The sequence below is a fragment of the Aminobacter sp. P9b genome (assembly GCF_045345995.1).
In the GTDB taxonomy this organism is placed as follows: domain Bacteria; phylum Pseudomonadota; class Alphaproteobacteria; order Rhizobiales; family Rhizobiaceae; genus Aminobacter; species Aminobacter niigataensis.
In genome coordinates this window covers 4,827,966-4,841,898 of the sequence record NZ_CP150082.1, presented here as the reverse complement: position 1 = coordinate 4,841,898, position 13,933 = coordinate 4,827,966, and the positions used below count along the sequence as shown (strand labels likewise).

The 13,933-nt window shown below is 65.2% G+C and carries 12 protein-coding genes and 1 pseudogene; 11 read left to right on the top strand and 2 right to left on the bottom strand.

The genetic code is table 11. The features are described from left to right. Window positions 1–114: 114 nt before the first annotated feature. Both WHT83_RS23790 and xylB read left to right on the top strand, forming a co-directional pair. Window positions 115–408, top strand: coding sequence for a hypothetical protein (locus WHT83_RS23790; RefSeq protein WP_406872564.1), 294 nt, complete (start codon window positions 115–117; stop codon window positions 406–408). Window positions 409–603: 195 nt separating this feature from the next. Continuing rightward, window positions 604–2,055, top strand: a complete 1,452-nt coding sequence (gene xylB / locus WHT83_RS23785) for a xylulokinase (RefSeq protein WP_406872563.1) — start codon at window positions 604–606, stop codon at window positions 2,053–2,055. Window positions 2,056–2,069: 14 nt separating this feature from the next. Here the strand turns inward: xylB and WHT83_RS23780 are convergent, their stop codons facing one another. Continuing rightward, a complete protein-coding gene (locus WHT83_RS23780; RefSeq protein WP_406872562.1) occupies window positions 2,070–2,429 on the bottom strand; it encodes a nuclear transport factor 2 family protein in 360 nt (119 codons plus the stop codon). Between the two features lie 151 nt (window positions 2,430–2,580). On the opposite strand from WHT83_RS23780, the gene xylA reads away from it, so the two are divergent. The 3 genes from xylA to WHT83_RS23765 all read left to right on the top strand — a co-directional run bounded on the left by xylA (window position 2,581) and on the right by WHT83_RS23765 (window position 5,038). After that, window positions 2,581–3,891, top strand: coding sequence for a xylose isomerase (gene xylA / locus WHT83_RS23775; protein WP_406872561.1), 1,311 nt, complete (start codon window positions 2,581–2,583; stop codon window positions 3,889–3,891). Between the two features lie 102 nt (window positions 3,892–3,993). Then, window positions 3,994–4,221 carry a hypothetical protein gene (locus tag WHT83_RS23770; RefSeq protein ID WP_318763748.1) on the top strand — a complete coding sequence of 76 codons (228 nt, stop codon included), beginning with the start codon at window positions 3,994–3,996 and terminating at the stop codon, window positions 4,219–4,221. Window positions 4,222–4,246: 25 nt separating this feature from the next. Continuing rightward, entirely contained in the window at window positions 4,247–5,038 is a 792-nt protein-coding gene (locus tag WHT83_RS23765; protein WP_406872560.1) for a TIGR01458 family HAD-type hydrolase, read from the top strand. 180 nt (window positions 5,039–5,218) lie between these two features. On the opposite strand, the gene WHT83_RS23760 is transcribed toward WHT83_RS23765, so the two are convergent. Next, window positions 5,219–6,199: a GlxA family transcriptional regulator gene (locus WHT83_RS23760; protein ID WP_406872559.1), complete on the bottom strand. Its 981-nt coding sequence runs from the start codon at window positions 6,197–6,199 to the stop codon at window positions 5,219–5,221. Window positions 6,200–6,275: 76 nt separating this feature from the next. Here WHT83_RS23760 and WHT83_RS23755 point away from each other — a divergent pair, with 76 nt between their 5' ends. The 6 genes and pseudogenes from WHT83_RS23755 to WHT83_RS23730 all read left to right on the top strand — a co-directional run bounded on the left by WHT83_RS23755 (window position 6,276) and on the right by WHT83_RS23730 (window position 13,830). Continuing rightward, on the top strand, window positions 6,276–7,193 hold the full coding sequence (locus WHT83_RS23755; protein ID WP_406872558.1) for a 3-keto-5-aminohexanoate cleavage protein: 918 nt from the start codon (window positions 6,276–6,278) through the stop codon (window positions 7,191–7,193). Window positions 7,194–7,225: 32 nt separating this feature from the next. Beyond that, window positions 7,226–8,305 (top strand): carnitine 3-dehydrogenase, encoded by a 1,080-nt coding sequence (locus tag WHT83_RS23750; RefSeq protein ID WP_406872557.1) that lies wholly within the window; start codon window positions 7,226–7,228, stop codon window positions 8,303–8,305. A gap of 4 nt (window positions 8,306–8,309) precedes the next feature. Next, window positions 8,310–9,473 (top strand): acyl-CoA dehydrogenase family protein, encoded by a 1,164-nt coding sequence (locus WHT83_RS23745; RefSeq protein ID WP_318763752.1) that lies wholly within the window; start codon window positions 8,310–8,312, stop codon window positions 9,471–9,473. A 72-nt stretch (window positions 9,474–9,545) separates the two neighbouring features. Continuing rightward, a pseudogene (locus WHT83_RS23740) lies at window positions 9,546–11,866 on the top strand (acetate--CoA ligase family protein). A 26-nt stretch (window positions 11,867–11,892) separates the two neighbouring features. After that, window positions 11,893–12,675, top strand: coding sequence for a carnitinyl-CoA dehydratase (locus WHT83_RS23735; RefSeq protein WP_406872556.1), 783 nt, complete (start codon window positions 11,893–11,895; stop codon window positions 12,673–12,675). 213 nt (window positions 12,676–12,888) lie between these two features. Then, window positions 12,889–13,830 (top strand): alpha/beta hydrolase, encoded by a 942-nt coding sequence (locus tag WHT83_RS23730; protein WP_406872555.1) that lies wholly within the window; start codon window positions 12,889–12,891, stop codon window positions 13,828–13,830. Window positions 13,831–13,933 lie beyond the last annotated feature (103 nt).

Sequence of the window (13,933 nt, the reverse complement as noted above, 5' to 3'; positions counted from 1 at the left end):
GGCTGATCCGGTCGAAAGCCGGCTTTCAGTGCCAAAAGCAGCATGCGCACTTCGAAGCGCAGATAAGAATTGCTGTAGGCTAATTTCTGCCAGACCTCTCCAGAATTGAATGTCATGCACGGCTTGCTCCGTATTATTCATCGGAGACATTTTCGTGCAGGCGGAGGAGAGGTGGAGAAATTAGGTGTAATTTCGTCAAGAGCGAATAATGAATATATTTCATTTCAATTAGATGAGCAGGAAATCACATCGGCAATTAGCGATTTTTATTCACGTCAGCGTGACGAGTCTTGCCTGCCGCTGTCCGCTGGAATCCCGGATTTGCCCAATCAGTGGCTCGACGGTTTTGGAATTGGCAATCGGTTCGTGGACCGTTGTCGTGGCTGGCCGCAATCCCGATGCAATTGACGAGGCTTTGGACTATTTTTTGCGAGTTCCGAAATAAATGTCGACCTGACCCTGGAATGTTTGCTAATAAGCAGCGTCCGTCGGAGGAACGGGACGATGGCCTGGCCGTTCTTGCTTGTTGGCGATGAGGGCCGGCCAATGACGTGAGAGGATGGGCGCCAAAGGCGTCCGCGGCTCTCATTCGGGAGGAATGGCATGTATCTCGGGCTCGATCTCGGTACGTCAGGCGTGAAGGCGCTGCTGATGGACGCCGACCAGAAGATCATCGGCTCCGGCCACGGCTCGCTCGACGTGTCGCGGCCGCACCACGGCTGGTCCGAGCAGGATCCGGCCGACTGGATTCGCGCCACCGAAGAGGCGATCGCCGAGCTCAAGGCGGCACATCCAGGGGAAATCGCTGCCGTGCGCGGCATCGGCCTGTCCGGGCAGATGCATGGTGCGACGCTGCTCGACGCCTCGGGCAAGGTGCTGCGCCCCTGCATCCTGTGGAACGACACGCGCAGCTTTGCCGAGGCAGCTAGGCTCGACGCCGACCCGCGTTTTAGCAAGATTACCGGCAACATCGTTTTCCCCGGCTTCACCGCACCCAAGCTCGCCTGGGTGAAGGCCAACGAGCCTGACGTCTTCGCCCGGGTGGCGAAGGTGCTGTTGCCCAAGGACTATCTCCGCCTCTGGCTGTCGGGGGAGTACATTTCCGAAATGTCCGACTCGGCCGGAACCTCGTGGCTCGACGTTGCAGCCCGGCGCTGGTCGCCGGAGCTTTTGGCCACCACCGGCCTCGGCACCGAGCACATGCCGTCGCTGGTCGAGGGCACCGAGCGGGCCGGGACGCTGCGTGGCGAACTGGCTTCGAAATGGGGCATGGGGCAGGGCGTGGTGATCGCTGGCGGCGCGGGCGACAATGCCGCTTCGGCCTGCGGCATGGGCACGGTCAGGCCGGGCGCGGCCTTCGTGTCGCTCGGCACGTCGGGCGTGCTGTTTGCGGCCAACGGCGCCTATCTGCCCAATCCGGAAAGTGCCGTGCATACGTTTTGCCACGCGCTGCCCAACGCCTGGCACCAGATGGGCGTCATCTTGTCGGCGACGGATTCGCTCAACTGGCTGAGCAACATCACGGGCAAGGATGCCGCCGAACTGACCCGCGAACTCGGCGACGATCTGCGTGCGCCTTCGGGCGTGACCTTCCTGCCTTATCTCTCGGGTGAACGGACCCCGCACAACGACGCGGCGATCCGCGGCTCCTTCACGGGCCTTGCCCATGAGATCGACCGCGCCGGTCTGACCCAGGCGGTGCTCGAGGGCGTGGCATTTGCCTTCCGCGACAGCCTTGAAGCTCTGGCCAATGCCGGGACCTCGCTGACGCGCGTGACCGCCATCGGCGGCGGCTCGCGCTCGCGCTACTGGCTGAAGTCGATTGCGACAGCACTCGGCCTGCCGGTCGACATTCCCGCTGACGGCGATTTCGGCGCTGCTTTTGGTGCGGCACGCCTCGGCCTCATCGCCGCCGAAGGTGCTGACCCGCACCAGGTCTGCACGCTGCCTGCGACAGCCGAAACCATCGAGCCCGTGGCAGCACTGGCAGGCGCCTATGACGAGGCCTACCAGCGCTATCGCAAGCTCTATCCGGCGATCCGGGGGACGATGTGAGCGCCCGAGCCAGATCAGCCCGGCACCTTGTCGAGGAAGCCGGTGATGCCGCTCAGGCGGCCGCCTTCGAGGGTGGCGAAGTCGGAGCCTTCGATCACGGCCTCCGCACCATCGGGACCAAGGCCCCAGGAGAAGCGGATATGGTCACCGAAGCCGTCGGCCTTGCCCTTGAGCTTGAAGTGGAAGCCGGGGAACTGGCCGTGCACGCCCGCTACCAGCGCGTCGATGCCGCCGTGGCCGTCGCCCTGCATGATGGGGTCGCGATAGGTCACGCCGGAAGTGAAGGCGGCCTCGATCTTCGCCTTGCGGGCGTCGGCGTCGGTCTCGTTCCAGGCGGCGATGTAGGCTTCGGCGATGGCGTTGTAGTCGGTCATTTCTGCTCTCCGTCGGGTTTGTCTTTGATAACGCGACCCTTGTCGCAGCAGTGCCGACTGGAACCAATTACGCCTGAGGTAATCGAATTCGGAATCTTTGCGGCCGCCCGGTCCGGGGCGGTCATGCGTACTCACTGAAAGGAGTTCTCCCATGAGCACCGGCTATTTCGGCGACATCAAGCCCGTCCGCTACGAAGGCCCCGACAGCACCAACCCGCTGGCCTACCGGCACTACAATGCCGACGAGGTGGTGCTGGGCAAGCGGCTGGAAGACCACCTGCGCTTCGCGGTCGCCTACTGGCACACATTCGCCTGGCCAGGCGGCGATCCGTTCGGTGGCCAGACCTTCGAGCGGCCCTGGTTCGGCGAGACCATGGAGCATGCCATGCTGAAGGCCGACGTCGCCTTCGAGCTGTTTTCGCTGCTTGGCGTTCCCTACTATTGCTTCCACGATGCCGACGTGCGGCCCGAGGGTGCGACCTTCGCCGAGAGTGCCAAGCGTCTCGACGAGATCGCCGACCATTTCGAAGGCAAGATGGCCAAGACCGGCGTCAAGCTGCTCTGGGGCACGGCAAACCTGTTTTCCAACCGCCGCTTCATGTCGGGTGCCGCCACCAACCCCGACCCGGATGTCTTTGCCTATGCAGCCGCTACGGTGAAGCACTGCATCGACGTCACCAAGCGGCTCAAGGGTGAGAACTACGTGCTGTGGGGCGGCCGCGAAGGCTATGAGACGCTGCTCAACACCGACATGGGCCGCGAGCTCGACCAGCTCGGCCGCTTCCTCAACCTCGTCGTCGACTACAAGCACAAGATAGGTTTCACCGGCACCATCCTGATCGAGCCGAAGCCGCAGGAGCCGACCAAGCACCAGTACGACTACGATGTCGCCACCGTCTACGGCTTCCTCAGGAAGTACGGGCTGGAGAAGGAGGTAAAGGTCAACATCGAGCAGGGCCACGCAATCCTGGCCGGCCATTCCTTCGAGCATGAGCTGGCGACCGCCAATGCGCTCGGCATCTTTGGCTCCATCGACATGAACCGCAACGACTACCAGTCGGGCTGGGATACCGACCAGTTCCCCAACAACGTGCCCGAGATGGCGCTGGCCTACTACCAGGTGCTGCTGGGCGGCGGTTTCAAGACGGGCGGCACCAATTTCGACGCCAAGCTGCGCCGCCAGTCGCTCGACCCCGAAGACCTGCTGGTTGCCCATGTCGGCGGCATGGACGCCTGCGCCCGCGGCCTCAAGGCTGCTGCGAAGATGATCGAGGACAAGGCGCTGTCCGCCCCGCTCGATGCACGCTATGCCGGCTGGAACTCGACTGAAGCCAAGGCGATGCTTTCGGGCGAGCGCAGCCTCGAGCAGATCGCCGCGCGCGTCGTCAAGGACGGCATCGAACCGCAGCCGAAGTCGGGCCGGCAGGAATATCTGGAGAACGTCGTCAACCGCTACGTCTGAACCGGACAACCATCCAGCGAGGGGGAGCCGCTTTCCCCCTTGCCGCTGAATTGCCTCTTTCTCGCCCTCAAGGCGCCCGTCGAATCAGTGAGTTACGGCGTCATGAGACGGGAACAAAAGACCTTCATCGCAAATACGAACGAGCCGGAGATCGAGGCATTGCTCGACCGCTCGCGCACCAATTCCATCGTCGACCGGCTGATGGCGCTGCCTCCTGTCGTTGAGACACAGCTGTCGGACGAATGGAGCCGGGCAGTGGCGCTGCGCCTCGAAGCCGTGCTCGCCGAAAACATGCGCTCGCGCATCGGCAGCGAAAGCCGTGCCGCCTGATTGCTGACGGTTTGACGAATGGAGGATGCTTCGCCATCCTTCGCCGATGATACGCGCGGTGCTTCTGGACCTTTCGGGCGTCGTCTATGACGGCGACGCGGCGATACCCGGTGCAATCGAAGCCATTCGCCGGCTGCATGGCGAAGACCTTGCTATCCGCTTCGTCAGCAACACTACGCGTTCGCCACGTGCAGCCATAGTCAGGCAACTCGCCGCCCTCGGCATCGAAGTCGCCGACGATGAATTGCTGACGCCTGCCCGTGCAGCCGTCGAATGGCTTGCACGCGAGGGCTGCGCGCCGCACCTGCTCGTGCATCCCGACCTCGTGCCCGAATTCGCCGGACACACGTTCGGCGAGAGGAAGGCGGTGGTGGTCGGCGATGCCGCCGAGGCCTTCACCTATGCGGCGATGAACGCCGCCTTCCGGCAACTCATCGACGGTGCCGAATTTCTCGCGCTTGCAGTCAACCGCACTTTCAAGGACGCCGACGGCGGCCTCAGCCTCGATGCCGGTGCCTTCGTCGCAGCACTCGAATTCGCCGCCGGCAAGCAGGCGACGGTGCTGGGCAAGCCCGCGCGCGACTTCTTCCATGCCGCACTCGCCGGATTGGACTGCCCGCCGGGACAGGCGGTGATGGTCGGTGATGATGCGGAAAGTGATGTCGCCGGCGCCCTGAAGGCGGGCATCGGAGCGGCCCTGCTGGTGCGAACCGGCAAGTACCGCGCCGGAGACGAGAGCCGTCACGCGCCGCACCCGAATGCCGTCGTCGATGACCTAGCGGCAGCGGTCGAGTGGATTCTTTGCAGGCGAGGCTGAGGCATCACCCCACCCCTAACCCCTCCCCACAAGGGGGAGGGGGATCGGCACTACCCATGCCAAGCGAGATTTTCCCGCGATCGGATCGTATGGCGCGACGCAAAGCTTCCCTCCCCCTTGTGGGGAGGGATTGAGGGTGGGGGTATTCTGCCTTGAGCTGGTCTCCCGCAAGGCGCAATCTCAGCCCTTGCGCATCCTCACCGGCGGCGTGCCGAAGGCGCGGGAAAAGCTGCGGGAGAAGGCGGCAGCCGAGGAAAAGCCGGTCCGCTCGGCGACCTCGGCCATGCTGACGCGGGTGTCGACCACCAGCCTTCGCGCGGCGTTCAATCTCAGCCTGAGATAGTAGGCGCCTGGTGTTTCGCCGATCGAGGCGCGGAAGATGCTTTCGAGCGTCCGTGCCGTAACGCCTGCGCGCTTTGCGATCGCGGCAATCGTCAGCGGCTGGTCGACATGCGCCTCCATCAGCCGGATCGCCTGGGCAAGGCGCGGGTCGTAGCCATCGAGCCGGCCGAGCGAAACCAGCGGCTGGGCGTCGGTGGCGGCGCGCGACTGGTCGTAGATGAAGACGCTGGCAACATCGAGCGCGGTGGCCATGCCGAGCCGCGAGCGCACCAGATGCAGCATCAGGTCGAAGGTGGGCGCCGCACCGCCCGAGGTGAACACCGGCCCGTCGATGATGTAGCGGTCGGGGCGGACCTCGACATCGGGGAAGGCTGCGGCGAAATCCTCCATGTCCTCCCAGTGGGTGGTCGCAGTGCGGCCTTCCAGCAGCCCGGCGCGGGCGACCAGCCAGGTGCCGGCCTCGATGCCGCCGGCCGCACGGGACTGGCGGGCGCAGCGCCTGATCCCGCCGAGCAGCTTCGACGTGGTGTAACCCTGCGTGCCGAAGCCGGCGATGACCATCAGCACGTCGCAGGCCTCGTCGGGGTCGAAGGCGCCGGATACCGCCACGGGCAGGCCGCAGGTGGTGATCGCCGGCTCGCCGGTGGCGGATACCAGCCGGAAGTCGAAATGCGTCTCGCCGGCAATGCGGTTGGCGGCGCGCAGCGGGTCGACGGCTGATGCCACGCACATGATGGACGCGCCGGAGAAGACCAGCATCGTCACCTTGAGCGGCGAGCGCTCCTCGCGAAAGATTGTCGGCTTTTCGCTTTTTGCCATTTGGTTTTCGTAAAACGCAAAACAAGTTCACGCAAGCGGCGCGATGATCCGTCAAGTTTCGTAAGGGAGGAATGCGATGCCGCTCGAGATGAACCGCGAGGTTTTCATTACCTGTGCCGTGACGGGGTCCGGCGGCACGCAGGATCGCAGCCATCTGGTGCCGCGTTCGCCCAAGCAGATCGCCGACTCGGCGATCGAAGCGGCCAAGGCGGGAGCGGCGATCGTCCACTGCCACGTCCGCGATCCCGACACCGGCAAGCCGCGTCGCGACATCCATCTCTACCGCGAGGTGACCGAGCGCATCCGCGAGGCCAATGTCGACGTGGTGCTGAACCTGACCGCCGGCATGGGCGGCGACATGGTGTTCGGCGGCGTCGAAAGCCCGTTGCCGCTGAAGGAAGCCGGCACCGACATGGGCGGCGCCACCAACCGCGTCGAGCATGTGCGCCAGTGCCTGCCGGAGATATGCACGCTTGACTGCGGCACGATGAATTTCGCCGAGGCCGACTACGTCATGACCAACACGCCGGGCATGCTGCGCGCGATGGGCGGCATGATGACCGCGATGGGCGTCAAGCCCGAGATCGAGGCTTTCGACACCGGCCACCTCTGGTTCGCCAAGCAACTGGTGGAGGAGGGCGTGCTTGCGCCGGACGCGCTGGTGCAACTGTGCATGGGGGTGCCGTGGGGGGCGCCCGACGACCTCAACACCTTCATGGCGATGGTCAACAACGTGCCGAAGAGCTGGACCTTTTCGGCCTTCTCGCTCGGCCGCAACCAGATGGCCTATGCCGCGGCTGCGGTGCTGGCCGGCGGCAATGTGCGCGTCGGCCTCGAAGACAATCTCTGGCTCGACAAGGGCGTTCTCGCCACCAACGCGCAGCTGGTCGAGAAGGCGGTCACCGTCATCGAGACCTTGGGCGCGCGAGTTATCGGGCCGGAAGAGGTGCGCAAGAAGCTGAACCTCGTCAAGCGCGCGCCGCTGGCGGCCTGATCGCTGACAAATCTGCCGGGAGGGGCATTTTCATGAGCACAATCTCGAAAGCAGCCGCCATTGGCGGCGGGGTTATCGGCGCCGGCTGGGTGGCGCGGCTGCTGCTCAACGGCATCGACGTGTCGATCTTCGATCCCGACCCGGAGGCTTCGCGCAAGGTCGGCGAAGTGATGAAGGGCGCGCGCCGTGCCTACAAGCAGATGCTGCCAGGCGGCCTGCCCAAGGAAGGCAAGCTGGCCTACGCCAAGACCATTGCGGAAGCGGTGGCGGACGCCGACTTCATCCAGGAAAGCGTGCCGGAGCGGCTCGACCTCAAGCACAAGGTGCTGGCCGAGATCGACATGCATGCGCCGGCCAATGCGATCATCGGGTCGTCGACCTCCGGCATCAAGCCATCGGACATGCAGGTGGCGATGAAGAAGCATCCTGAAAGACTGGTGGTTGGCCATCCGTTCAACCCGGTCTATCTCCTGCCCATCGTCGAGATCGTCGGCGGCGCACAGACCTTCCCCGAGGCGATCGAGGTCGCCAAGGAGATCTATTCTTCCATCGGCATGAAGCCTGTCGTCATCCGCAAGGAGATCGAGGCCTTTGTCGGCGACCGCCTGCTGGAAGCGGCCTGGCGCGAGGCGCTGTGGCTGATCAAGGACGGTATCTGCTCGGTGGAGGAACTCGACGACATCATGCGCTACGGCTTCGGCCTGCGCTGGGCCCAGATGGGCATGTTCCAGGTCTATCGGGTCGCCGGTGGCGAGGCCGGGATGCGCCACTTCATGGCGCAGTTCGGGCCGTGCCTGAAATGGCCGTGGACCAAGCTGATGGACGTGCCGGAGTTCAACGACGAGCTGGTCGACCTGATCGCCACCCAGTCCGACGAGCAGTCCGACAAATGGTCGATCCGCGAGCTGGAAAAGATCCGCGACGACAATCTCGTCGCGATCATGGATGCGCTGTCCAAGCAGAACAAGGGCAAGGGCTGGGGCGCCGGCGCGCTCTACAAGGACTACACCAAGCAGCTCGCCGCCCAGGCCAAGCCCAAGGTCTCCAAGGCTGCCGAAAAGGCCAAGGCGAGCAAGCCGGTGAAGAAGGCAGCTGCCAAGAAGAAGGGCTGAGACGATGCATTTCGGTCTGTCCGAGGAACAGCAGCTCATCGTCGACACCACCCGCGCGTTCGTCGAGAACGAGCTCTATCCGCACGAGGGCGAGGTCGAGCGCACCGGCCATCTCCGGCGCGAGCTGGTCGAGGAGATCAAGGCAAAGGCGATTGCCGCCGGGCTCTATGCCGCCAACATGCCGGCTGATGTCGGTGGCGCCGGGCTCGATACGCTGACCTGGCTGCTCTACGAAAAGGAGCTCGGCCGCGCCAATTACGCGCTGCACTGGACCTGCGTGGCGCGCCCGTCCAACATCCTGCTCGCCGGCACGCCCGAGCAGCGCGAGAAGTATCTCTTCCCCTGCATTCGCGGCGAGAAATCGGACTGTTTGGCGATGACCGAGCCAGGCGCCGGTTCCGACTTGCGCGGCATGAAGGCGAGTGCTGTCCAGGATGGCAGCGACTGGGTGCTGAACGGCACCAAGCACTTCATCTCCCATGCCGACATCGCCGACTTCGCCATCGTCTTCATTGCCTCCGGCGAGGAAGAAAGTCCGCGCGGCAAGCGCAAGAAGATCACTGCGTTTTTCGTCGACAAGGGCACGCCCGGTTTCACCGTGCGTGACGGCTACCGCAACGTCTCGCATCGCGGCTACACCAATTCGGTGCTGGAGTTCGACGATTGTCGCCTGCCGGCAGCTCAAGTGCTCGGCGAGGTGCACAAGGGTTTCGAAGTCGCCAACAGCTGGCTGGGTGCGACGCGCCTTCAGGTGGGTGCCACCTGCCTCGGCCGCGCCGAGCGCGCGCTTGGCCACGCCATCGAATATGCCGCCCAACGCGAGCAATTCGGCCAGCAGATCGGCAAGTTCCAGGGCGTGTCGTTCAAGCTGGCCGACATGGCGACCGAGCTCAAGGCGGCTGAGCTGATGGTGATGGAGGCCGGCTGGAAATACGACCAGGGCACGGTCACCGACCAGGACATGGCGATGGCCAAGCTCAAGGCGACGGAGATGTTGGCCTTCGTCGCCGACGAAGCGATTCAGATCCATGGCGGCATGGGCCTGATGGACGACCTGCCGCTGGAGCGCATCTGGCGCGACGCGCGCGTCGAACGCATCTGGGAAGGCACGTCGGAAATCCAGCGCCACATCATTTCGCGCGCGCTGCTCAGGGCGGTGGGCGGATGAGCGATCTGGTTTCTTGTTCGACCCTCCCCCTTGTGGGGAGGGTGGCCCGCAGGGCCGGGTGGGGGTGAAACAATGTCTTGCTCGACTTCTGACACCCCCACCTCGACGCTGCGCGTCGACCCTCTCCACAAGGGGGAGGGTAAAGGGCGCCTCGAACGCCTGCTGCGGCCTAAGTCGATTGCGGTGTTCGGCGGCTCGCAGGCCGCGGCCGTGGTCAAGCAGTGCCTGAAGATGGGCTTTGCCGGCGACATCTGGCCGGTGCACCCGACCAAGGACAAGGTCGAGGGCATCAGGACTTTCCGTTCGGTCGCCGAGCTGCCCGCAGCCCCAGACGCAGCCTTCGTCGGCGTCAACCGCTTCCTGACTATCGAGGTGATTGCTCAACTTGCCGAGCGCGGCGCCGGCGGGGCGATCTGCTTTGCCTCCGGCTTCCTCGAAGCTGGCAGCGACGATGCCGACGGCGAACGGCTGCAGGCAGAACTGGTGGCGGCGGCCGGTGCGATGCCGGTCATTGGGCCCAATTGCTACGGCCTGATCAACTATGCCGACGGCGCGCTGCTATGGCCCGACCAGCACGGCGGCCAGAGGCTGGCGCCGGGCACCCGCGGCGTTGCCATCATCACGCAGTCCTCCAACATCGCCTGCAACCTGACCATGCAGAAGCGCGGCCTGCCGGTCGCCTTCCTGATGACCGCCGGCAACCAGGCGCAGACCGGCCTTTCCCAAATGGCGCTGGGCCTGATCGAGGATGAGCGCGTGTCGTGCCTTGGCCTGCACATCGAAGGTTTCGACACCGTCGACGGTTTCGAGCGGTTGGCGGCGCGGGCACGCGAACTGGGCAAGCCGATCGTCGCCATGAAGGTCGGCCGCTCCGAACAGGCGCGCAAGGCGACGATCTCGCACACGGCGTCGCTCGCCGGGTCGGATGCCGCATCGGACGCCTTCCTCAAGCGGCTGGGCATCGCCCGCGTCGACACCATCCCGTCGTTGCTGGAAACGCTGAAGCTGCTGCACGCAGTCGGCCCGCTGCCCGGCTTCACGCTGTCTTCGATGAGCTGTTCGGGCGGCGAGGCGTCGGTCATGGCCGACAGCGCCGAGGGCCGGCGGTTGCGTTTCCCGGCGCTTACGCCCGAGCACTATGCGAGGATAAAATCGACGCTCGGCGCCTTCGTGGCGGTCGCCAATCCGCTCGACTATCACACCTTCATCTGGAACGACGAACCGGCGATGACGGCCACCTTCACGGCGATGGCGTCAGGCGGTTTCGACCTCAACATGCTGGTGCTCGACTTCCCGCGCAACGACCGCTGCTCGGACGCCGACTGGTGGCCGACCGTGCGGGCCTTCGAGGTAGCGCTGAAGACCAATGGCGCGCGCGGTGCCGTGGTGGCGTCGATGTCGGAGAACCTGACCGAGGACCATGCCGCCGACCTGTTTTCGCGCGGCATCGTGCCGTTGCAGGGGATCGCCGAGGCGATGGACGCGGCGGAGGCTGCAGCGACGATTGGCGAGGCGTGGCGGCGCGATCCCTCCCCCTTGAGGGGAGGGTCGATCGGCGGAGCCGATCGGGGTGGGGTCGTGCACGATGCGTCGGCGGTGCCTTCTGAGGTTACCCCCTCCGCCCGCTTCGCGGGCACCTCCCCCTCAAGGGGGAGGATACCCAGCTCGACGAAGCCGCCGTCAAATCGCTGCTGCGCGACGCTGGCCTTGCCGTACCGGCAGGCCACCGCGCGGCGAGCGTCGCCGAGGCCATCGCGGCGGCGGAGGCGCGGGGCTATCCCGTCGCGCTCAAGGCTCTGGGCGTTGCCCACAAGAGCGAGCTTGGCGCTGTCAGGCTCAATCTCCGGACCGGCGAGGAGATCGGTGCCGCAGCGGCCGCCCTGTTGCGGCTCGGCTCCGGCCTCTATGTCGAGAAGATGGTCTCAGGCGGCGTGGCCGAGTTGATCGTCGGCGTCACCCGCGATCCGCTGTTCGGCCCTGTTATGACCATCGGTACCGGCGGCGTGCTGGTCGAACTCATCAAGGACAGCGCCACGCTGCTGCTCCCTGCCTCGCGCGGCGAGGTCGAGGCAGCGCTGAAGGGGCTGAAGATGTATCCGCTGCTCGACGGCTATCGTGGCCGTGCCAGGGCGGACGTTGGTGCGGCCGTGGATGCAATAATGGCCATTGCCGGTTTTGTGTCCGATTATGCCGACCGCATCGAGGAACTCGACATCAATCCGCTGATCGTCTGTGGTGAAGGGCAGGGTGCCTGGATCGCCGATGCGCTGCTGGTGTTGGCCTTAAACAGCCCCTCATCCCCTACCGGACCTTCTCCCCGTAATGACGGGGAGAAGGAGGCAAATCACGACGCCGACGCCCCCCTCTCCCCGTTTTCCACGGGGAGAGGGTAAGGGTGAGGGGTAATGGAGAAAGCGCAATGTCCGACGTCATCAAGACCCGCAGGGAGGGCGTGATCCTCGAGGTCACGCTCGACCGGCCGAAGGCCAACGCCATCGACCTCGCCACGTCGCGGCTTTTGGGCGAGACTTTCAAGGCTTTTCGCGACGATGACGGGCTGCGCATCGCCATCGTTAAGACAGCGGGGGAGAAATTCTTCTCGGCCGGCTGGGACCTGAAGGCCGCGGCGAGCGGCGATGCGGTCGACGGCGACTATGGCGTCGGCGGCTTCGGCGGGCTGCAGGAGCTGCGCGACCTCAACAAGCCGGTGATTGCCTGCGTCAACGGCATGGCGGTGGGCGGCGGCTTCGAGCTGGCGCTGTCCTGCGACCTGATCTACGCCTCGGAGCATTCGAGCTTCGCGCTGCCCGAAATCAAGGCCGGCACGCTGGCGGACGCCGCAACCATCAAGCTGCCCAAGCGCATTCCCTATCACGTGGCGATGGACCTCCTGCTCACCGGCCGCTGGATGGACGTCGCCGAGGCGCATCGCTGGGGGCTGGTCAACGAGGTGCTGCCGGCCGACAAGCTCGAAGGCCGCGTCTGGGAGATCGCCCGGCTGCTCGCCGGCGGCCCGCCGCTGGTCTTCGCCGCCATCAAGGAGGTGGCGCGCGCGGCCGAGGTGATGGGTTTCCAGGAGACGATGAACCGTATCACCAAGCGGCAATTCCCAACGGTGGACGAGCTCTACGCCTCGGAGGACAATCTCGAAGGCTTCAAGGCGTTCGCCGAAAAGCGCGACCCGGTGTGGAAGGGGAAGTAGGCTCCGTGGAAGTGATTACGTTCCGTCTCGCCCCCCTCTGGCCTGCCGGCCATCTCCCCCTCAAGGGGGAGATCACCTGTCGTCCCGACTTTCGCCAACCGCCAACGTTACAAGAGGTGGGCCGCCGGCGAAGCGCTTGATCTCCCCCCTCGTGGGGAAGATGGCCGGCAGGCCAGAGGGGGGCGTGAAGGAGCGCTACCGAGGCCTGCTCCAATGACCGACTACACAAAGCTCATCGACGCCGAGACCTGGGCGTTCATCGAGCGGACGAACTCCTACTATCCGCCCGACACCGTCGACTACACGATTGCCCAGCAGCGCGAGATCTACGACCGCATGTGTCGGGAGTTCTTCGCCGGCTACCCGGAGGGCGTGTCGGCCGAGACGACGGCTATCGCTGCTCCGGCGCGCGACGTGCCCGTCCGCATCTATCGTCTGGCCGGCAAGGCGCCAGAGGCCGTGGTACTCTACTTCCATGGTGGCGGCTTCATCCTCGGCGGGCTCGACAGCCATGACGATGTTTGCGCCGAGCTCTGCGGCCGAACCGGCTACGAAGTGGCGTCAGTGGACTATCGGCTGGCGCCCGAGCACCGACATCCGGCGGCCTTCGACGACGCCATGGCCGCCTTCGAATGGGCGATCGCTACCTACGTGCAGCCCATCGTGCTCGCCGGCGACAGCGCCGGCGGCAACATCGCGGCTGCCGTCAGCCATGCGACGCGCGGCCACAAGCGCCATCCGGTCGGGCAGTTGCTGATCTATCCCGGCCTGGGCGGCGACCGCAGCCGCGGTTCCTATGTCAGGCACGCCGAGGCGCCGATGCTGACCATGCGCGACCTCGATTTCTACCAGGATATCCGCACCGGCGGGGAAGACCGCACCGGTGATATCACGCTGTCGCCGCTGGCCGATGGCGATTTCGCCAACCTGCCACCGACTGTCGTCATTACCGCCGAATGCGACCCGCTGTCGTCGGACGGCGAGGCCTATGGCGAGCGCATCGTCGCCGCCGGCGGCAAGGCGTTCTGGTTCGAGGAGGCTGGGCTTGTGCACGGCTATCTCCGCGCCCGCCACAGCGTTGGCCGCGCCCGCGAAAGCTTCACGCGTATCGTCGATGCTGTGGCGGTGCTCGGGCGTCGCGAGTGGGTATGGTGACGGTTAGAGGTTAGCGGCCCTTAGCACCCCTCTCTGGCCTGCCGGCCATCTCCCCCGCAAGGGGGGAGATTAGTCACGCCGCCGTTTGTGCCCATCCTGCGAA

What these genes read in the sequence shown, in the direction of transcription:
- WHT83_RS23770 (WP_318763748.1), top strand. Translation starts at nt 3,994, where the DNA reads ATGAGACGGGAACAAAAGACCTTCATCGCAAATACGAACGAGCCGGAG.
- WHT83_RS23750 (WP_406872557.1), top strand. Translation starts at nt 7,226, where the DNA reads ATGAGCACAATCTCGAAAGCAGCCGCCATTGGCGGCGGGGTTATCGGC.
- WHT83_RS23730 (WP_406872555.1), top strand. Translation starts at nt 12,889, where the DNA reads ATGACCGACTACACAAAGCTCATCGACGCCGAGACCTGGGCGTTCATC.
- WHT83_RS23755 (WP_406872558.1), top strand. Translation starts at nt 6,276, where the DNA reads ATGCCGCTCGAGATGAACCGCGAGGTTTTCATTACCTGTGCCGTGACG.
- xylB (WP_406872563.1), top strand. Translation starts at nt 604, where the DNA reads ATGTATCTCGGGCTCGATCTCGGTACGTCAGGCGTGAAGGCGCTGCTG.
- WHT83_RS23745 (WP_318763752.1), top strand. Translation starts at nt 8,310, where the DNA reads ATGCATTTCGGTCTGTCCGAGGAACAGCAGCTCATCGTCGACACCACC.
- xylA (WP_406872561.1), top strand. Translation starts at nt 2,581, where the DNA reads ATGAGCACCGGCTATTTCGGCGACATCAAGCCCGTCCGCTACGAAGGC.
- WHT83_RS23780 (WP_406872562.1), bottom strand. Translation starts at nt 2,429, where the DNA reads ATGACCGACTACAACGCCATCGCCGAAGCCTACATCGCCGCCTGGAAC.
- WHT83_RS23765 (WP_406872560.1), top strand. Translation starts at nt 4,247, where the DNA reads ATGCTTCGCCATCCTTCGCCGATGATACGCGCGGTGCTTCTGGACCTT.
- WHT83_RS23790 (WP_406872564.1), top strand. Translation starts at nt 115, where the DNA reads ATGCACGGCTTGCTCCGTATTATTCATCGGAGACATTTTCGTGCAGGC.
- WHT83_RS23760 (WP_406872559.1), bottom strand. Translation starts at nt 6,199, where the DNA reads ATGGCAAAAAGCGAAAAGCCGACAATCTTTCGCGAGGAGCGCTCGCCG.
- WHT83_RS23735 (WP_406872556.1), top strand. Translation starts at nt 11,893, where the DNA reads ATGTCCGACGTCATCAAGACCCGCAGGGAGGGCGTGATCCTCGAGGTC.